Origin of the sequence: Staphylococcus argensis, from assembly GCF_002902305.1 — a bacterium.
GTDB classification, from domain to species: domain Bacteria; phylum Bacillota; class Bacilli; order Staphylococcales; family Staphylococcaceae; genus Staphylococcus; species Staphylococcus argensis.
Map to the genome: position 1 here is coordinate 829,136 of NZ_PPPX01000001.1, position 20,672 is coordinate 849,807.

Annotated in this window: 15 protein-coding genes and 3 pseudogenes; 11 read left to right on the forward strand and 7 right to left on the reverse strand. The window is 38.3% G+C overall.

Annotation, left to right across the window (positions count from 1 at the left end; genetic code table 11):
• The first annotated feature begins 337 nt into the window (after positions 1–337).
• The 10 genes and pseudogenes from CD039_RS04015 (at position 338) to CD039_RS04060 (ending at position 10,409) form a co-directional block, all read left to right on the forward strand.
• On the forward strand, positions 338–1,744 hold the full coding sequence (locus CD039_RS04015) for an anthranilate synthase component I (RefSeq protein WP_103371223.1): 1,407 nt from the start codon (positions 338–340) through the stop codon (positions 1,742–1,744).
• Positions 1,741–2,364, forward strand: coding sequence for an anthranilate synthase component II (locus tag CD039_RS04020; protein ID WP_103371224.1), 624 nt, complete (start codon positions 1,741–1,743; stop codon positions 2,362–2,364). The genes CD039_RS04015 and CD039_RS04020 overlap by 4 nt, the downstream gene beginning before the upstream one ends.
• Positions 2,315–3,331: an anthranilate phosphoribosyltransferase gene (gene trpD, locus CD039_RS04025; RefSeq protein ID WP_103371225.1), complete on the forward strand. Its 1,017-nt coding sequence runs from the start codon at positions 2,315–2,317 to the stop codon at positions 3,329–3,331. Before CD039_RS04020 ends, trpD begins: the two co-directional genes overlap by 50 nt.
• A complete protein-coding gene (gene trpC, locus CD039_RS04030; protein ID WP_103371226.1) occupies positions 3,315–4,094 on the forward strand; it encodes an indole-3-glycerol phosphate synthase TrpC in 780 nt (259 codons plus the stop codon). Before trpD ends, trpC begins: the two co-directional genes overlap by 17 nt.
• A pseudogene (locus CD039_RS04035) lies at positions 4,094–4,741 on the forward strand (phosphoribosylanthranilate isomerase). Before trpC ends, CD039_RS04035 begins: the two are co-directional and overlap by 1 nt.
• Positions 4,725–5,954, forward strand: a complete 1,230-nt coding sequence (gene trpB, locus CD039_RS04040) for a tryptophan synthase subunit beta (RefSeq protein WP_103371227.1) — start codon at positions 4,725–4,727, stop codon at positions 5,952–5,954. Before CD039_RS04035 ends, trpB begins: the two are co-directional and overlap by 17 nt.
• A pseudogene (gene trpA / locus CD039_RS04045) lies at positions 5,947–6,675 on the forward strand (tryptophan synthase subunit alpha). The gene trpB and the pseudogene trpA overlap by 8 nt, the downstream one beginning before the upstream one ends.
• Before the next feature lie 117 nt (positions 6,676–6,792).
• Positions 6,793–7,455: a type 1 glutamine amidotransferase domain-containing protein gene (locus CD039_RS04050; protein WP_103371228.1), complete on the forward strand. Its 663-nt coding sequence runs from the start codon at positions 6,793–6,795 to the stop codon at positions 7,453–7,455.
• 400 nt (positions 7,456–7,855) lie between these two features.
• Positions 7,856–9,124, forward strand: a complete 1,269-nt coding sequence (locus CD039_RS04055) for an aminoacyltransferase (protein WP_103371229.1) — start codon at positions 7,856–7,858, stop codon at positions 9,122–9,124.
• Positions 9,125–9,149: 25 nt separating this feature from the next.
• Positions 9,150–10,409 carry an aminoacyltransferase gene (locus CD039_RS04060; protein WP_103371230.1) on the forward strand — a complete coding sequence of 420 codons (1,260 nt, stop codon included), beginning with the start codon at positions 9,150–9,152 and terminating at the stop codon, positions 10,407–10,409.
• 1,867 nt (positions 10,410–12,276) lie between these two features.
• Here the strand turns inward: CD039_RS04060 and CD039_RS04065 are convergent.
• Positions 12,277–12,582: pseudogene (locus CD039_RS04065) on the reverse strand (hypothetical protein); the annotation flags it as partial.
• Between the two features lie 268 nt (positions 12,583–12,850).
• Between CD039_RS04065 and pepF the strand changes: the two are divergent.
• Positions 12,851–14,656, forward strand: coding sequence for an oligoendopeptidase F (pepF, locus tag CD039_RS04070; protein WP_103371231.1), 1,806 nt, complete (start codon positions 12,851–12,853; stop codon positions 14,654–14,656).
• Positions 14,657–14,793: 137 nt separating this feature from the next.
• Here the strand turns inward: pepF and phoU are convergent, their stop codons facing one another.
• The 6 genes from phoU to CD039_RS04100 all read right to left on the reverse strand — a co-directional run bounded on the left by phoU (position 14,794) and on the right by CD039_RS04100 (position 20,605).
• The gene (gene phoU / locus CD039_RS04075) at positions 14,794–15,432 is read right to left on the reverse strand and encodes a phosphate signaling complex protein PhoU (RefSeq protein WP_103371232.1); all 639 of its coding nucleotides are present in this window, start codon (positions 15,430–15,432) and stop codon (positions 14,794–14,796) included.
• Position 15,433: 1 nt separating this feature from the next.
• Positions 15,434–16,276, reverse strand: coding sequence for a phosphate ABC transporter ATP-binding protein PstB (gene pstB, locus CD039_RS04080; RefSeq protein ID WP_103371233.1), 843 nt, complete (start codon positions 16,274–16,276; stop codon positions 15,434–15,436).
• 12 nt (positions 16,277–16,288) lie between these two features.
• The gene (gene pstA, locus CD039_RS04085; RefSeq protein WP_103371234.1) at positions 16,289–17,206 is read right to left on the reverse strand and encodes a phosphate ABC transporter permease PstA; all 918 of its coding nucleotides are present in this window, start codon (positions 17,204–17,206) and stop codon (positions 16,289–16,291) included.
• 1 nt (position 17,207) lies between these two features.
• Complete coding sequence (pstC, locus tag CD039_RS04090; protein ID WP_103371595.1) at positions 17,208–18,107, reverse strand: phosphate ABC transporter permease subunit PstC; 900 nt, start codon at positions 18,105–18,107, stop codon at positions 17,208–17,210.
• A gap of 156 nt (positions 18,108–18,263) precedes the next feature.
• Complete coding sequence (locus tag CD039_RS04095; RefSeq protein ID WP_002472029.1) at positions 18,264–19,238, reverse strand: PstS family phosphate ABC transporter substrate-binding protein; 975 nt, start codon at positions 19,236–19,238, stop codon at positions 18,264–18,266.
• A gap of 455 nt (positions 19,239–19,693) precedes the next feature.
• Positions 19,694–20,605 carry a CvfB family protein gene (locus tag CD039_RS04100; protein ID WP_103371235.1) on the reverse strand — a complete coding sequence of 304 codons (912 nt, stop codon included), beginning with the start codon at positions 20,603–20,605 and terminating at the stop codon, positions 19,694–19,696.
• Positions 20,606–20,672: the final 67 nt, after the last annotated feature.

Below are 20,672 nucleotides of genomic sequence, written 5' to 3' on the forward strand. Positions count from 1 at the left end.
GATTGAATATACTTTCGTAAAGTGAACAATTAAGTTTGTTAACTAAGGTGGCACCACGGTAACGCGTCCTTATAGGTCTGTGTTATCGTGGTTTTTTAGTTTTAGTGCAAATAAGATGTAGTACGTATGAAATGTTGTAGTGACAGAAAGTCAGTGGTTGATGAGAACTGACACACTTTCATACAGAAATTGGGTCTTATTGAAGTAATTAAATAGTAATTTGAGTGAGTGAAGCATCGAGGTGTTTTGCTAATTAAGGTGGTACCGCGCGACTAGCGTCCTTTATGGAGGATGCTAGTTTTTTTAATATTTGTTGATAAATAAAGGAGGATTATTGATGGAAGTCTATTATGAGAAAGTAAAAGCGGATGTTACGCCAGAGGCGATAGCAAGGACAACAAAGAAGAAGATTATCTTAGAAAGTGCGGATAATTCACAAACAAAGGGACGCTACTCCATCGTCGTTCTTGATGTTTGTGGGGAACTCACATTAGATAATGAGGAATTTAAGGCGACCGGCCCAAATATTATGCAGGTAAATTTGGATCAACCATATCAATTTCTAAAGTATTTCTTAAATGAATATAAAGTAACAATTGATGATGAAATACTTAAACAACTCCCGTTTATCTCAGGGTTTATCGGGTCGTGTAGCTTTGACCTAGTAAGACATGAATTTCCTAAGTTGCAAAATATCGAATTAGCAGACCATCAACATCATGATTTGCATTTCTACATGGTGGAAGATGTGTTGGTGTTTGATCACTACAAAGAAGAACTTTATATTATTGCTTCTAATATGTTCTCAAATGTAAATGAAGCTGAACTGGAAAAACGTGTTCAAACGCAAAAGGGTAATTTAAAAAATATACCTGTATTTAGTGAAACGATTCCGTTTGAGACATCACAAGATAAAGTTGTTAGTGGCAATATTTCTAAAAAGAATTTTATTGAAAATGTAAGAAAATTCAAGAAACTCATTAGTAAAGGAGATATGTTCCAAGTTGTGCCATCGATTATTTACAGTTATGCACACGATTTCGGTGAGCAACGTTTCCCATTGACTTTCCAAATGTATCAGAATTTAAAAAGACAAAATCCGAGTCCCTATATGTATTATCTCAGCATGGGCAATACGATTGTGGTTGGTAGTTCTCCGGAAAGTTTCGTGAAAGTGAAGAATAATCGCGTCTATACGAACCCGATTGCTGCAACGATTCGGCGTGGCGCAACGGAAGAAGAAGATCAAGCATTAGCAGAACAACTTCTCTCAGATGAGAAAGAATTAAGTGAACATCGCATGCTTGTTGATCTTGGACGAAATGATATACATCGTGTATCTCGACCAGGAACTTCTAAAGTGCATAAGTTAATGATGATTGAGCGTTACGAACATGTCATGCATATCGTTAGTGAAATTTCAGGTGAGCTTGATGATTTATCACCGATGGAAATCATAACGAGTCTATTGCCAACAGGTACAGTTTCTGGAGCGCCAAAGTTAAGAGCAATTCAACGAATTTATGAAACGACGCCAAAGAAACGGGGGATTTATAGCGGAGGTATAGGTTACATCAACTGTAATCATGAACTAGATTTCGCGCTAGCGATTCGTACGATGATTGTTGACGTAGGAAAGGTGAATGTAGAAGCGGGCTGCGGAGTCGTTTACGATTCGGTTCCTGAAAAAGAATATGAAGAAACACAAATGAAAGCGAAAAGTTTATTGGAGGTGACACCATGATTCTAATCATCGATAATTATGACTCGTTTACTTATAACTTAGTTGATATCGTGGAACAACATCGTAAAGTCAAATTAACTTATGTCGATCAAATATCTTTTAATCAATTAGTAGTATTGAACATTGAAGGTATTATTATCTCTCCTGGACCAGGGCATCCCATGGACTATCCGGAGTTGATGAAGTTGATTCTTTTATTTCCTCATGTACCAATACTTGGTGTGTGTTTAGGAGCACAAGCTTTGACGTGTTACTACGGTGGCGAAGTCATACAAGGGTCCGATATCTTACATGGCAGAGTGGATCAGATGGAAATACTAGAAGAATCAAAGTTATTACGAAATATTACACAATATTCTGATATTATGCGCTATCACTCTTTAGTGAGCAACCCGAAATCTTTTCCTAAAGAACTCACTATCACAGCACAAACGAGTGATTGTATACAAGCATTTGAACATCAGTCATATCCTCATTATGGCGTACAGTTTCATCCAGAATCCTTTGCGACCGAATATGGTGAACAAGTCATATTAAATTTCTTAGATATTTGTAAGGAGGCGACACACCGTGGCGTTAAAGTTAAAACTTCAACAGCAACAAGCACTGACTCAGAGTGAAATTAACGACTTTGTAGCGTTATTGATTTCACCAGATGTTGGTAATGAGGAGAAACGAAATTATTTACAAGCCTTTTCAAATAAGGATTATAGTCAGAAAGAATTAACTTATTTATCGCGCGCACTTATACACACAATGTATGATCCACAACCTTATTATCCTGATGGCATGTGTGTATGTGGTACGGGCGGGGACCGATCTAACAGTTTCAATATTTCCACGACAGTCTCGTTTATCGTGGCGAGTGCGGGTGTTCCAGTGATTAAACATGGCAACAAGAGTATCACATCCGCTTCAGGCAGCACAGATTTACTAGCGGCCATGGCGATCAATACTACACCAGTAGCTCAAACACCAGCGCAGCTTCAGGAAACGCATTTAGCCTTCCTAAGCGCGACGGAGACATTTCCGGTGATGAAGCATATTCAACCTGTCCGTAAAATGATTGATACACCCACCGTTTTTAATATTATCGGTCCGATTATTAATCCATTCCAACTCGACTATCAAGTGATGGGTGTCTATGATGCGGAACGTTTACCACATATTGCGCAGACTTTACATGATTTAGGACGTCGTCGAGCTATCGTCGTTCATGGAGCTGGTGGCATGGATGAAGCGACTTTATCAGGTGAAAATATCATTTATGAAGTGAATCGAGATCAAGGCATTACCCATTATACTTTAAACGCCGAAGATGTAGGTCTACATTCAGCAAACAATACTGAGCTCGTCGGAGGAACGCGGCTTGATAATCTACAAATTTCGGAACGCATTTTACGAGGAGAAGATGATTCAGCTAAATATGAGGTAGTGTTGTTGAATGCAGGATTGGCGTTGTATGTAGCCGAAAAAGCCGAAACGATTCGAGAAGGAGTCGAACTGGCGCGTACATTAATTCAAAGTGGCAAAGCATACGACCAGTATCAAAGTATGAAAGGAGAAGTTCATGACTATATTGGATGAAATCGTTGAATATAAACAAGCGTTGTTAGCAGAAGGATATTATCAAGAACAATTAAACCAACTCGATGTTGTCGATGTCTCGCATAAGCAAAGTTACATTGAGCAGCTTAAACAAAGTGAACAATTAGGTATTATCGCTGAAATTAAGTCAACGAGCCCATCGTTAAATCAAATACTTAAGAAAGATTTAGGGCAACAGGTGAAAGATTATGAACGCTACGGAGCGAGTGCGATTTCAGTGCTAACTGATGAGCGCTACTTTGGTGGTAGTTTCGAACGCCTTCAGAATTTAACAATGCAGACATCTTTACCAGTGCTTTGTAAAGATTTCATCATTGATCCGTTACAAATTGACGTCGCGAAACGCGCTGGAGCATCGATGATCTTACTCATCGTTAATATCTTATCTGATGAAACGTTAGCCTCACTTTACCAATACGCGACCCAGCAAGGTTTAGACGTACTCGTAGAAGTGCACGATCAAGCAGAGTTGGCACGTGCGCACCAACTTCAACCTGAGCTGATTGGTGTCAATAACCGTGATTTGCGTACATTTATTACTGATGTCGAACATACGAATCAAATCTTACAAGACAAACAATCAGGGTTACTTTATATCTCTGAAAGTGGTATTCATTCTCGCGAAGATGTTGAACAAATTATGCCATCAGGTATAGATGGATTATTAATAGGCGAAGCACTGATGAAATGCGACGACTTAAGTAAGTTCCTACCGAGTCTTAAGTTAGAAAAGGTGAAATGATGAAGCTGAAATTCTGTGGTTTTACGAGAAAAGAAGATATCGAGAAAGTGAAACAACTCAACGTAGATGCGGTGGGATTCATTCACTATCCCAACAGTAAGTGACATCTCCCTATATCTAAGATTAACGAATTAATGCAGCCCCTTCCAGTAACGATGGAGAAGGTCGTCGTAGTAGTGAATCCTTCTCGAGCTACAATTGATGATTTAGCTACCAAGACACCGATGACGACGCTGCAACTTCACGGGAACGAACCGTTAGAAATCATTCAATATATACGAGAACATCATCCTGATTTACGTATTATTAAAGCTTTAAGCGCGCATAATCATGAAGAGTTGCAGACGCGACTGGATTATTACATTAATCAGGTTGATGAATTGATTATCGACACACCCTCACAAGATTACGGAGGTACAGGACAAACGTATGATTGGGAAATCTTACATGGTATTCACGATGTCCCTTTTATGATAGCGGGTGGGCTTAACTACGACCATATTCAAACTATCAAGCAAATGGATTTGAATCATCACGGCTACGACATCGCTAGTGGGATTGAAACTGAAGGACGTAAAGATTTAGATAAAATGATACGCATTATCGAAAGCGTTAAAGGAGTGACAAAGCATGGCAAATCAATTTAAGCAAGAGATTCAAACAGAAGCGGATGAATTAGGATTCTTCGGAGAATATGGAGGGCAATACGTACCCGAAACGTTAATGCCAGCAATCCAAGAGTTGAAGCAAGCTTATAAGGAGGCTAAAGAGGATCCAGCGTTCCAAGAAGAACTTAAAGATTTACTCACGGATTATGTTGGACGTACGACACCGTTAACGTATGCGAAATCGTATACTGAATCGTTAGGTGGCGCTAAGATTTATTTAAAGCGTGAAGACCTTAATCACACAGGTGCGCATAAGATTAACAATGCATTAGGGCAAGCGCTACTCGCACGACGCATGGGCAAGAATAAGCTCGTAGCAGAAACAGGTGCAGGACAACACGGTGTAGCGAGTGCGACAGTGGCAGCACTCTTTGATATGGAACTCGTCGTCTTTATGGGCTCAGAAGATATCAAACGCCAAGCATTAAACGTCTTTCGTATGGAGTTGTTAGGTGCGAAGGTAGTCTCTGTTGAGGAAGGGCAAGGTACTCTCTCGGATGCAGTCAACAAGGCGTTGCAATACTGGGTCAGTCATGTAGAAGATACACATTATCTACTTGGTTCAGTTATGGGACCTGATCCATTCCCAACGATGGTTAGAGACTTTCAAAGTGTCATAGGCCAAGAGATTAAAACGCAAATCGTAGACAAAGAAGGGCGCTTACCAGATGCCGTAGTTGCTTGCATTGGAGGCGGATCAAATGCGGCAGGTACATTCTATCCATTCGTGTTAGATGATGTGAAATTGTATGGCGTTGAAGCGGCTGGAAAGGGTGTGGACTCTCAGAAACACGCACTTGCATTAAACAAAGGCACACCAGGCGTATTACACGGTGCTCGTATGTATTTATTACAAGACAAGCATGGGCAAGTACAATTAGCACACTCGATTTCGGCAGGACTCGATTATCCAGGTGTGGGCCCTGAACATTCGTACTATCACGATTTAGGACGTGTGACGTATGAGACAGCGACAGACGATGAAGCGATGCAAGCCCTGAAACGATTCACACGTGCTGAAGGTATTATACCAGCTATAGAAAGTGCGCACGCGTTAAGTTATGTTGAACGTTTAGCACCGACGATGAGACGAGGTGAAATCATCGTCGTTACAGTTTCTGGACGTGGCGATAAAGATATGGAATCGATACGTTCATATTTGTCAACAGAAGGAGGGGACCAAGATGAGTAAATATTTTATTCCTTATATCATGGGTGACAAATCCTTTATCTCTAATCTGAAGTTATTACAAGAACATGGCGCAGATATCATTGAAATTGGTATCCCATTCTCAGATCCTGTAGCTGATCGGCCAACAATTATGGAAGCAGGTAATAAAGCGATTGCTGAAGGTATGACGGCAGAAAAGATACTACAAGAACTCAAGCAGCATCGTGATGAGTTGAATGGTCGTTACGTATTAATGACGTACTATAATATTATTCATCATTATGGTGAAACTGAATTTTTCAATGCCTGTGAAGAAGCAGGTGTGTACGGTTTAATTATTCCAGACTTGCCATTTGAATTGATTGATGAGATGAAGCGACGTCATCCAGAACGCCAAGTTAAGTTGATTTCGCTTATCGCGATGACAGCCTCAGATGAGCGTGTGAAACGTATCGCGGAGCAGGCATAAGGGTTCATATACACCGTGACGATGAATGCGACGACAGGTGAAGATGGGACGTTCCATCCTGATGTTAAAGCGACAATTCAGCGCTTGAAGTCCTACACGTCTGTACCTGTAGTTGCCGGTTTCGGAATACGTACCCCTGAACATGTTCGAGATATTGGCAGTGTGGCTGATGGCGTCGTCATCGGAAGTGAGATTGTACGACGTTTTGCATCTCAAGACCGTGCCACAATTTCTGCATATTTAACATCGATCCGAGACGCGCTTGATTCGTAATTCGACTACTCTATTTCGAACGTGCATTATACTTTTTATCTTTGAAAAGATTGTCCAACGTCAAGAGCGGGTAGACTGATAGTGGATTTCGAAAAAGCTATAACGAGGAGTGTCAGTATGACTAAAAAAGTATTATTCGTCTTGACAAGTACGAGTCAATTTCCTGATGGTACACAGACAGGACTATGGTTGGAAGAAGCGAGTGTGCCATATCAAGTCTTAACTGAAGCTGATATCGATGTTGATGTGGTATCTATAGAAGGTGGAGAAGTGCCGATTGATGATAACTCAACTCAAAATAATGAACTTGAAACTTACAAGCAGTTTGTTGATTTGATTCAAGATGTACCTGCACTGGATCTCGTCAATACAGCAGAGTACGACGCCATTTATCTACCAGGTGGTCATGGCACAGTCTTTGATTTTGCGAACAATCCTCAACTCTCAGATATATTGCTATCCTTTAAAGAAGATAGTAAGTTTATTGCATCCGTGTGTCACGGACCAAGTGCATTTGTAGGTGCGAAAGATAAGCAAGGCAATAGCTTAATTAATAATATGACGATGACTTCGTTTACTGATGAGGAAGAACGTCAGATGGGCTTTGAAGAGCAAGTACCGTTCCTTACGCAAACTGCTCTTGAAGACTTAGGTGCAAACTTTAAAGCTGCAGAAGCTTTCTCATCACATGTTGAAACTGATGGCCAACTGATTACGGGTCAGAACCCACAATCTAGTCAAGCAGTTGGCGAAGCATTACGCGATGCATTGTTAAAATAGAAGAAGTAGTTAGTGTAAAACAACTCGTATAGACTTTCAACAGTCAGTTCCACTAAGTAAGGTGATGATTGAACGACTGTTGGAAGTTCTTTATTGTGCTTACAACAGTTTGACATAACCTATATTTAATAAGTCGTAGCGTAAAATGAATATAAATATCACTTAGTACATATATTATGGAAAGTGGAAATGTTTAAATTGCTTTATTATACAGCTATCATTGAAATGTTATAATAGGGGTAAAGATAATTGTTTGAATAAGTTTTTACCGGCGACACACTCGCCGAATTATTTTAGTTTTAAAAACGATTATTGTATAATGAGCAAGATTGAAATTGTATACATAACTTATATCGAAGTAAGATGTAGAATAATATTGAAGTAAGAAGAGGTTAGATAAATGAAATTTACAAATTTAACAGCAACAGAGTTTGGTTCCTTTGTTGATCAAATGCCCGACAGTCATTTTACTCAAATGGTGGGTAACTATAATTTGAAGATTGCGGAAGGCACAGAAACACACTTAGTTGGTGTTAAAGACAATAACAATAATGTGATTGCTGCTTGCTTGTTAACAGCCGTTCCCGTGATGAAATTCTTCAAGTATTTCTACTCTAACCGTGGACCTGTCATAGATTATGATAATAAAGAGCTCGTTTACTATTTCTTTAACGAGTTAAGTAAATATGTGAAGAAACATCGTTGTCTCTATCTCAGAGTGGATCCATACATGGCATATCAATATCTAGACCACGATGGTAACGTATTAGATAACGCGGGTCATGATTGGATCTTTGATACGATGAACTACTTAGGCTATCGTCATCAAGGTTTCTTAACTGGCTTTGATCCAGTGATTCAAATTCGTCATCACTCAGTACTTGATTTGACTGGTAAAACGGCGAAAGATGTCTTGAAAGATATGGATAGCTTACGTAAACGTAATACTAAAAAAGTACAGAAGAACGGCGTGAAAGTGCGCATGCTCGATTCAGACGAACTACCAATCTTCCGTTCCTTCATGGAAGATACATCTGAGAAGAAAGACTTCGATGATCGTGATGATAGCTTCTACTATAATCGTTTGAAATATTATCAAGATCGCGCTCTCGTACCTCTTGCTTATATCAACTTTGACGAATACATCGAAGAGCTCGAGTCCGAACGTCAGAAATTGCAGAAAGATCTCAACAAAGCGTTGAAAGATCTTGAAAAACGTCCAGATAATAAGAAATCTCACAACAAGAAAGCGAATTTAGAACAGCAACTCGATGCGAACCAACAGAAGATTGATGAAGCGCGTCAATTACGTGAGCAGCATGGTGTTGAATTACCAATTTCAGCTGGTTTCTTCATCATTAATCCATTTGAAGTGGTTTACTACGCAGGTGGAACAGCCAACGAGTTTAGACACTTTGCAGGTAGCTATGCAATTCAGTGGCACATGATTAACTATGCTTTAGATCACGGTATTAATCGTTACAACTTCTACGGCATCAGTGGTGATTTCTCCGAAGATGCTGAAGATGCTGGCGTTGTGCGTTTTAAAAAAGGATTTAATGCTGACGTCGTCGAATATGTCGGAGATTTCATTAAACCTGTCAATAAACCGATGTATAAAGTTTATACAGCATTGAAAAAGTTAAAAGATAAAGTAACTAAATCCTAATTTCATTAAGAAAGGACAAAGTAATATGAATTTTACAGAGTTAACGGTTCAAGAATATGAAAGTTTCGTTCAAAATCCAGCTTTAGAAAGTCATTATTTCCAAGTGAAAGAGAACATTGACACACGTGAGTCTGATGGCTTTGACGTGGTATTACTTGGTGTGAAAGATGACAATCAACAAGTGATTGCAGCGAGCCTTTTCTCAAAGATTCCGACGATGGGTAGCTATGTCTATTATTCTAACCGTGGTCCTGTGATGGATTATGATGATTTAGGTTTAGTGGATTTCTATTTAAAAGGCTTAGATCAATATTTGCAAAAGCATAACTGCCTCTATGTGAAACTTGATCCGTACTGGATTTATCAAATTTATGATAAAGATATTAAACCTTTCCCAGACCGTACGCCGAATGATGCGCTTGTAACGCTCTTTAAATCGCATGGCTACACGCATCATGGTTTCACAACACAATATGATAGTTTAAGCCAAGTTAGATGGATGGGTGTATTAGATTTAGAGAATCAGACACCATCTTCTTTAAAGAAAAAGTTTGATAGTCAACGTAAACGAAACATCAATAAAGCGATAAAATATGGTATTAAAGTGCGTTTCTTATCACGTGATGAGTTCCCTATCTTCTTAGATTTATATCGAGAAACAGAAGCACGAGCAGGCTTTGCATCTAAAACAGATGAATATTTCTATAACTTTATCGATACATATGGTGATAAAGTGCTCGTTCCTCTTGCTTATATCGATTTAGACGAATATATTGAGCATATTCAAGGCGAGATTAATGATAAAGAGAATCGCCGCGATCAAATTATGCAAAAAGACAACAAATCAGATAAACAATTGAAGAAAATTGCTGAGTTTGATAAACAAATCGCCCATGACAAGAAAGAATTATTAAATGCGAGTGAATTAAGACAGACGGATGGTTCTATCTTGAATCTTGCTTCTGGTGTCTTCTTTGCAAACAGTTATGAAGTGAACTATTTCTCCGGAGGTTCTTCAGAGAAATATAACCAATACATGGGTCCATATATGATGCATTGGTACATGATTAACTATTGCTTAGAACATGGATATACTCGTTATAATTTCTATGGTTTATCTGGGGACTTTACAGAAGATAGCGAAGACTACGGAGTTTATCGCTTTAAACGTGGATTTAACGTACAAATTGAAGAGTTAATTGGAGATTTCTACAAACCAATTAAGAAGATGAAATATCGCGTATTTAATACTTTAAATAATATTCGACAAAAAATAGGTAAATAAGACAAATAGGAAGCCGGTGAGCGTAGGTGCTCATCGGCTTTTTATAAATCTAGGGTGGGTATTGTGTACCAAAAGTTTGTGAGACCTTTTAGTAAGCACTGAGGGTAATGTAGTAGTACTTATGTACCATACATCCCTCACTTAAATTATAGCATGGATACGCAATTATTCAATCTTGCTTTAAATTATTATATAAATAATATTGATATAAAATATATTTGCTTATCGTGTTCTATATTTGTTAAAGTATGAGCTTATCTTAATATGAACTTTATTAATTTACTGTATGAACTCAATATAATTGGTATAGATTACCAATGAGCATATTAAATAAGAATCGTTAAAAGAATGAGTACATGAGAGCATATGAGCGAAGGTAAAATATTCAATGATAGTGATATGGAATGAATTGGTTCATTTAAACGAAAATATAAATACACGTACGTAAGTATCGTTAATCTTTTAAAAGCTTGGAAAGAATCATAAAATTTACGACAAATTTGAGCAATTAAAATCATGGTATAAGTAGATTTAACACATAGTAATCGAACCATATTTATGTTATGTAAACCTAAAGAGTTATTTAATATAAGAACTGTGTTGCTAGAAATGATTAATAGTAACTATTACGATTTAAGTGTTATAAAAATTGAACTAGAGAAAATAATCATCATTTAGGACGCTGAGAGACGCTTTCATTTGCATCGAAATTCATAATAGTGACCTATTATCCATGTGAGTGCAAATTTCAATACAAGATTAATAATTAACCAACAAATAATAATTCCAATATTCCGTATGAAGAAGATTAATAGCAAATCTAATGGTAAAAGCTATTATGCTAGAAACGTACTGCAATGATGACTAAAATTGATATGTAGAATTGTGATCTAATCATGTTCAATAATGCTAAACGATAAGCTCAATAATTAATTAACTTTAAGTAATGTACATATCATAAGTAATAGCTAAATTTGAATCTAAGTTGTTAAGGTGTTAAGTATTAATGAGTATGAACGTATGAATAAATGCGAGTTAGTTAAATATCATTGTAAGATATATAGCAACATGGATACTGTAGAAAACAGATTATATATACATGATTAAGCTTGAGATATTTAAGTTTACGTTCTAGTTTACATAATATATATTATAGGAAGTTGTCTATATTTCTAAAAAGGGACGATTTCATCTGCCTCTTATAACCTATCAAGCTTATATTAGTGTTTTTGAAGTCAGAACTTTAGCTTACTACAAATTGTCATTGCATCTGAAGTTAGATCTTACACACATTGTATTATGATATTCCTTAGTAATTTCAATCTCGTCATTAATATAAGCGAATTTCAAGTTTAAGTACGGTTATGCAAATTTTTTGTTGGTTTAGAGTATTTTCATGTAGTAATTGGAAATATCCGACTAAATGAAGCATTTCTTTTTGCTAAGTTATTACTAATTACTACATGAGTTCTATATTTTCGCTTTTTTTCTATCTCTAGTTAATTCTAAACTTGCTGTCATAATATCAAAATGATTCACTATAATTCATCATCAACATGCTACATGCAGGTTATCTAAATTAAGACAGAATCTTAATTAATTATATAAATGTAACTCAACTTTATATTTGATATTGGAGATAAAGCTTTCAGTTTGGATGTTTAAAAATCTAAAAAAGCTTTCATTACATATATAACTGAAAAGACTTCTAAATCGTAAAAATTACGAAATAGAAGTCTTATACACTTTATCTATCATATTCGTTTCTTTTCACGCGGCTTAGCGTGTTATTGTCTTCTTCAGGCTCATTACGTCTAGCTGTTGGTCTCTCTTGTTGGTACGCTTCAATGTCTTCTTTCGGAATACCGCCTCGTTTGCGAATCTCTTTCTCGCGTTTCTTCTCGCGACGTTTTTTACGCCAATTGCGCGTTGTGAACCAACTTAAGAAACTGATAACTAAACTGACTACAGCTAGGAAAGCTGCATAGCCTAATAAAGGTTCATATGAAATGTCTACAAAGTTAGGAATAAAGAATGCTACGACGCCGAGTACAACGAATGTAATCACGGCTGGTGTAAACCACTTATTAAGTGCGAAATTGCATAATAATGTGAGTACGACCATACCGATAATCGTATAGGTCATGTAGTTCGGCATATCAAAGATTGTCATGAGTATCTAACCTTTCTAGTTCAATCGTTACTTTAGTTTAGCTTATTTTACAATGATTGTGAATTAATAGTTATTATCCGCCTTCCCTTTCGTCTCATATCTCAATCATCCATTCTCTGCCCAACGAATCTCCCTTTTAGTAAAAGCAGCTTAGTAAAAACTGCCCCTCTTATCATAAATAACTTTTCCTAAAGAAATCGCATGAACAGTCTCTTACTCAGTAATCGTGTATAATGTGAACTAAAGCGTATTAAAGGAGCGTGTGATTATGGGAAATCATTTACCAGCGCGACATGAAGTTGCGGAAGATGAAAAATGGGACATCACAGATGTCTTTGAATCTGATGATGCCTTTTACCAGACTCTAAATCAGACATTAGAGAAAGCAAAGCAGTTGAATCAACAATATAAGGGGTCGCTTCAACACGTGCAAGATGTGAAACATATCTTAACACCGTTTACTGAACTGCTCATCGATATCGATAGTATGGTCAATTATAGTGAGTTGCGTTTAAGTGTAGATGCAACGGATGATGCAGCGCAAACTTTGAATGCGAAACTCAATACTACATTGGGTCAAATTACGAGTCAACTGTCTTTCGTTGAATCGGAAATGACTTCACTAACAGACGAAGAGTTAGATCAACTCATTGCGGAAACGAACGTCCCTCATTACTTTAAACAGTTGAAAAAGAAAAAAGCGTCTCAGTTAAGTCCAGAAGTTGAAGAAACATTAGCGAGTCTGTCACCTACATTTGATAGTGCATTCGACTTATATGGGACTACAAAGATGCTTGATATTACCTTTGAACCTTTCAATCATCAAGATAAATCGGTGCCAATGGACTATGCTACATTTGAAAATGAATACGAAGATAATCCAGATCCTGTATTTCGTCGCAAAGCGTTCAAACATTTTAGTGAAGGTTTAAGAAAGTTTCAACATACGACTGCAGCAACTTATAATATGCATGTGCAACAACAGAAGATTGAGGCGACGATGCGTGGTTACGACTCTGTCATCGACTTCTTGCTCAGCGATCAGGAAGTGACGCGTGAGATGTATGACCGTCAAATCGACGTGATCATGGAAGATTTAGCGCCAATCATGCAAAAATATGCGCGTTTGATTAAACGTATCCATCAGCTCGATGACATGCGTTTCGAGGACTTGAAAGTCTCTGTAGACCCTTCCTATGAACCGGAAATCTCTATTGAAGAATCTAAAGATTACATCTATGGTGCGCTAGGTGTCATGGGTGACGATTACGTAGATATGCTTCAGACGGCTTATCGAAATCGTTGGATTGACTTCGCTCAGAATAAGGGTAAAGAGACGGGAGCTTACTGCGCGAGTCCGTACGCTTCACACTCTTATATCTTTATCTCCTGGACAGGTAAAATGACAGAAACTTTCGTATTAGCGCATGAATTAGGTCATGCGGGTCACTTTAAACTTGCACAAAGCACTCAACCTTATTTAGATTCTGAACCGTCATTATATTTCGTTGAAGCGCCATCTACTATGAATGAAATGCTCATGGCAAATTACCTGTTTAAACAAGATGATGATCCTAAATTCCAACGCTGGGTCATCGGATCTATCATTGCACGTACGTACTATCATAATATGGTGACACATTTACTAGAAGCTGCCTATCAACGCGAAGTATACAATAGAGTTGATCAAGGTGAATCGTTAACAGCACAGACATTGAACCGTATTATGTACAACGTATATCAACAATTCTACGGTGATAGTGTAGAGCTCACAGAAGGTACGGAGCTCACTTGGATGCGTCAGCCGCATTACTATATGGGACTTTACTCTTACACATACTCAGCTGGTTTAACAATCGGTACGGTCATGTCACAACGTATTAAAAATGAAGGCGAACCAGCCGTTCAAGATTGGTTGAAGACATTGAGAGCTGGTGGTAGCTTATCTCCAATCGAATTAGCTCAAACTGCAGGTATTGATATCACGACAGACCAACCATTGAAAGAGACAATCGCTTACATTGGCGAACTTGTTGATGAGCTTGAACGTCTAACTGATGATATTGAAGGCTAAGCGAGTAGTAAAATACGATATCATTTATTAAAAACAACCAAAAAATGATGCTAGTTCATCATTTAGTGAGAATTCGCGCTATCACTTTAGCGCTCCGACTCTTCCACTATTTCAATGCATGAACTAGGATTTTCTTCTTAATTATTTAGTTCTCCCGTGTAATAATAAAGAATATTTTCAGCAATATTACCAATATGATCCCCGATGCGTTCTAAAGATCGAGCAGCGAGATGGGCTTGCCCTGCTACGTAAGGATCGTTGTCGATTAAATACGTAATATTAATAATGTGTGTATAAAGATCATCAATATCTTGGTCGCGTTGAATAATTTCTTCTACTAAAGACAATTCCTTATCTGTATTTGCAGTATAAAGATCTTCTAACATCAATAGGCTCAACTGCCCCATCGCTTCTAAACGTTTCAATACATACTCATCATCGATGCGCGTGCGTAAACGAATATGTGCAATGTTCGCAGCGTTATCTCCAATTCGCTCAAGTTCGTTCGCAATCTTTAATGCAGCGAGTACTAATCTTAAATCTGATGCTACAGGTTGTTGTTTTAAGATAAGCAGCACGACACTTTCATTAATATCCGTCTCTAGCTGATTGATGCGTTGATCTTTCGCAATCACTTGGCGTGCGCGCGCTTTATCGTTATCATTCAGCGATTGAATTGCTCTCGTGATACTGCTAAAAACACGCATGCCCATTCGTTTCAGCTTATGGTGTAAAGCATCAATATCTGCTTCGTATTGTGAACGAATTGTCATCATGTTAACCAAATCTTCCTGAGATGTAATCCTCTGTCTCTTTGTCGACAGGATGTGAGAATAGCGTGTCCGTATCATTATATTCGTTAACGTAACCATTGAGGAAGAAAGCGGTACGGTCTGATACACGCGCAGCTTGTTGCATATTATGTGTCACCATAATTATTGTGTAATCTTCTTTCAATGTTTGAACGAGCTCTTCAATCTTTAAAGTTGAAATGGGATCTAGTGCAGATGTGGGCTCGTCCATGAGAATGACATCAGGTTGAATTGCGAGTGTACGCGCGATGCAGACACGTTGCTGTTGACCACCCGATAAGCTATATGCATTGCGATTAAGTTTATCTTTTACTTCATCCCACACTGCAGCATCTTTCAACGATTTCTCTACGATGGCATCGAGCGTCTTCTTGTCTTTGATGCCGTGCATCTTAGGACCGTAAGTCACATTGTCGTAGATCGATTTAGGGAATGGATTAGGATGTTGGAAGACCATTCCTACTTTCGTTCTGAGTTTCTCGACAGGTAATTGGCGATCAAAGATATTTTGTTCTCGATAGTAAATCTTGCCCGCTGTCTTAACAGATGGTACGAGTTCGACCATTCGGTTCAACGCTTTGATATATGTTGATTTACCACAACCTGAAGGACCGATGATCGCGGTGATTGTATTTTCTTCAATATCTAAACTGATGTTTTTTAAAGCGTGATAATCGCCGTACCATAAATCTAAATTTTGTGTGGAATAAACGATATTTTTTGATGATGGTTGGGCTTCTGTTTGATTGAAGTCTGAAAGTCGTTGTGCGACCTTGGTATTTTTTCTTTCTTGTAAAAGTTGAGACATAGTTACACTCCCCTAAAATTTTTTACTAAACTTATTACGTAAAAAGATGGCTATCGCATTCATTAACAGTAAGATGATGAGCAAGACGATAATACCGGCTGAAGCGACATTCTGGAATTCAGCTTGCGGTAGTTTCGCCCAGTTATAAATCTGCATTGGTAAAGCTTGGAATTGATCGAATATACTAGATGGTAGCGACAACAAGACAGTTGGAATACCAATGAGAATGAGTGGTGCAGTCTCTCCTAATGCACGCGATAAAGCTAATATAAAGCCAGTTAAGATACCTGGTAGTGCAGCAGGTAGAACAACGCGACGAATTGTTTGCCATTGCGTTGCGCCTAAACCATATGAAGCGTCGCGCATCGATTGAGGGACCGCACGAATCGCCTCTTGGCTTGCAACAATGATAATCGGCAAGATAAGTAATGACATCGTTAGTGCCGCAGCAATTATCGAGTTACCTAATCCAAGCGCTTCGATTCCCATACCTCTAACGAAGATTGTCAGACCGAGTAAACCGAAGACGACGGAAGGAACGCCTGCTAAGTTTGAAATACTAATTTTAATAATATGCGTGAATGTATTGTCACGTGCGTATTCTTCTAAATAAATCGCTGTCCCCACGCCGAGAATGATTGAAATGGGAATAATCGTAATCATCAACCACATCGTTCCAACTAGAGCGCCTTTAATCCCAGCCATACTTGGCGTAGAGGAAGAGAACGATGTTAAGAAATGTAAGTTGAGATGACTCGTTCCTTTTACCAAAGTATCGATAATCAACACAGCTAGGACGAGCAAGCCGACTAGAGTACAGCCTAAGAGTACATACTTAAGTATGCGATTCAGTTTAAGACGTTGACGTATGCGTTGATTTAACTTCGCGTCATCTTGCTTAAGTTGTCGAGTTGATGCAGATACCGTCATATTAATACTCCTCTCTGAAGCGGTGTGTAATCCACTGCGAAATCAAGTTCATGATAATAGTGAAGATGAAGAGTGTGAATCCTACCGCGTAAATGCTGTAGTAAGCTGTAGAACCGAAAGTCGCGTCACCTGTCGCAACTTGGACGATGTAACCAGTCATCGTTTGAATTGAATTGGTTAAATCGAATGACGAGCTTGGTGTACTGCCGGCTGCTAGTGAAACAATCATCGTCTCGCCTAATGCTCTTGAGATCGCTAACACGATCGAGGCCATGATTCCTGACGTTGCAGCGGGAACGATAACTTTGCGCGCAACTTCAAATTTAGTTGCGCCCATTCCTAACGCACCCTCACGTACTTTGTTAGGTACCGAAGACATCGCGTCTTCACTCATACTCGAGATGAGCGGAATAATCATGATGCCTACAACAATTCCAGGACTAATTGAATTGAAACTGTTGATATCAGGAAAGATAGATCTGAGTAAAGGTGTGACGAAAGTTAAGGCGAAGAAACCAAAGACAATCGTCGGAATCCCTGACAATAACTCCAATGTAGGTTTAATAATCTTACGTGCAGTCTTTGAGGCATATTCACTGAGATATATTGCTGAACCTAAGCCAATAGGTACAGCTACGATTGTAGCAATGACTGTGATCTTCAGTGTGCCCATAATGAGTGCCCAAATTCCGTATTTCGGTGACGAAGTGAATGGCGACCACTCCGCTGTGAATAGAAATTCAGTCAGTGGTATGCGTGTAAAGAATGTAATCGTCTCTGTGAGTAATGTCACTAATATGCCTAATGTAGTTAGAATTGAAATCAGCGCGATGAGTGCAAGTACTTTGGGAACAACCTTATCGCTCGTTACTTTCGATTTCGATTGTTTATCTTCAATCATCTTGCTGACATTAATTTGTGGTGTAGTCAATAGCATCCCTTCTTTCTTCTGTAGCTCCCAATTATGTAAAAAGATTGGGAAGCGTAGAAAGATAATTTCTCGTGCTTCACTTTCTACTCGGTCTCCCCAATCTTTATCTTTTACTTAGAAATGATCTTATTTATCCTCTTTATCTTTGCTGTCTTTATCGTCGTCTTTTTTATCGTGTTTTTTGATAAAATCTTTGATTTCGTTCTTTTGCTGTTTATAATCTTTGTCTGGTAGTGCGACGAAACCAGCTTTTTCTGCAGATTTACCTTTGTCATCCATGACGAATTTCATGAATTTCTGGAAGCCTTTATTGCTTTCGAGTTTCTTATCATTAGTATAGATAAAGAGTGGTCGACTTAAGGCGTAGGAATCATTTTGAATTGTCTTCTTAGTCGGTTTCGTTACTTTGCCGTCATTATCTTTGATTTTGACTTCTTTTAATTTATCTTTATTTTGTTCGTAGAAATTGTAGCCAAAGTAACCGATACCTTCTTTGTTATCTTGAACGGACTTAACGATGACGTTAGTATCAGCATTTTTATCTGCTTTAATGTCGCCGTCGTTCATCACTTCTTCTGTAAAGAAGTCGTAAGTGCCGTGAGATTGATCAGGTGAGAAAGCTTTGATTTTCTTATCTGGCCATTTAGAGTTCACGTCTTTCCAAGTCTTGTCTTTACCAGAATAAATATCTTTAAGTTGATCTTTCGTTAACGTATCAACGAAATCATTATCTTTATTGACCGTGATAGTTACACCGTCTTGCGCAACTTTGTACTCATGATATTTAATATTTTTATCTTGAAGTTTTTTCTTTTCTTCATCTTTAATAGGTCTTGATGCGTTTGAGAAATCTGTGTTTCCAGCGATGAATTTTTCAAAACCGCCACCTGTGCCGGCAGTACCTGAAGATACTGTGACATCTGAATGATCTTTAGAGAATTTCTCATTTAACTTCTCAATGATTGGGCCGACAGTTGAAGAGCCATCGCCCTTTACTTTGTTTGAACTATCGTTGCCAGAATTGGCATTTCCTCCCCCACAAGCGCCAAGTAATAACGACGCGCCGATAATCGATGTACCAACGAATTGCCATTTCTTCATTCCAACATCCTCCTCAGTGATATGTAATGTTTAAGTTATTTCACTGTTTATATTAGAGGTTGTTTATTAAGTTAAAATAGTTGCAGTGTAAAGATTAAGTTAAGTTCATTTAAAAAGCTGTAAAAGTGTGGGTTGATGAAGTTGATTGAAGTAGGAATGGTCTAGAAGGAATATTGTCAGATAGGAATGATTGAGGTTTTTCGCGAAGTATTTGTCGTTTTAAGTTGGCAATTCTTCCTTGCTGAAGAGCCTAACTCAACTCATTCACGAGATCATAGCGTTATCAAGAATAGATTTTCGTCTCAGATGTGCCGGATTACTTTCTCCACAATAAAAAAGCTTGAATTCGAATGTGAGCGCTACGCTATTTCGAACTCAAGCTTTTATGACATCTATCCTATTTAATTGTTTGTCGCTATCTTTCTATCATATATTAAAGGATTGGTTTCAAAGTGCTATAAACTTTCATTATCCTTAGCTATGCTCCAACCTTTTTTCGTTAAACTAATTTGTCCAGTCTCGATATTGATGATTTTCCTTTTATATAAGTGACCAATTGCACGTTTAAAGGCACCTTTACTCATGTTAAAGACTTCTTTAATGGCTTCAGGGCTAGATTTATCCCAGAAAGGCAATTTACCGTCATATTCGACGAGTAAATCAAAGATGACTTGACCATCATCGTCTAGACGTTCATGCGCGAGGGGTAAGAACGAACCATTGAGCTCCCCTTTCTCATTGTAGCCAATGATGCGGACATTCATTAACTCGCCTAAACGCGGTTCTTCTTTACGTTCAGATTGATGCACAAAGATCTTATGCCCTTCAGTTGAGAGTAAAAATGTTCCAACGCGAAGTAAACGGTACGGGCGCGCTTGAATTTCTTGGTTATGATAACGGTCATCATGAATCGGCGTATACATACGTTCAACGATCGTTTCTGAAGCGAGACGCGCGAACATTTGGCGTTGGCTATCGATACGTAAAGTGACAAGAACGTAATCGCCTTGTGCTGGCCATAAAGATTTAAGTTTAGGTAGGTCTTCCCAAGGAATCAATACTTCACGTGGTAAGCCTACATCCACGTGTGCACCATCACGATCGGCTTTTAACACCTTAACGAAATCGTATTTGTCTTTCGTAATATCAGGCATGTTTTGCGTAGCGAATAAATCGCCAGAGCGGTTCGGATATATGAAGAAACTATATTCCTCCCCTACTTCTAACTCATCTTCTTCACTAATTTCAGAAGGATTCAACTTAACGATTTCATTGTTTGGTCCACGTAATATATAGGTAGAACTTGATGTATCTACCACTTCTAGGAAATCGATTGTTCCTGCAATATCTTGTTCATTGTGTGCCATAATTATCTCCTTTGCACATATAATCTTAACCATTATAACACGCATTGATACTCCTAGCATTAAACCC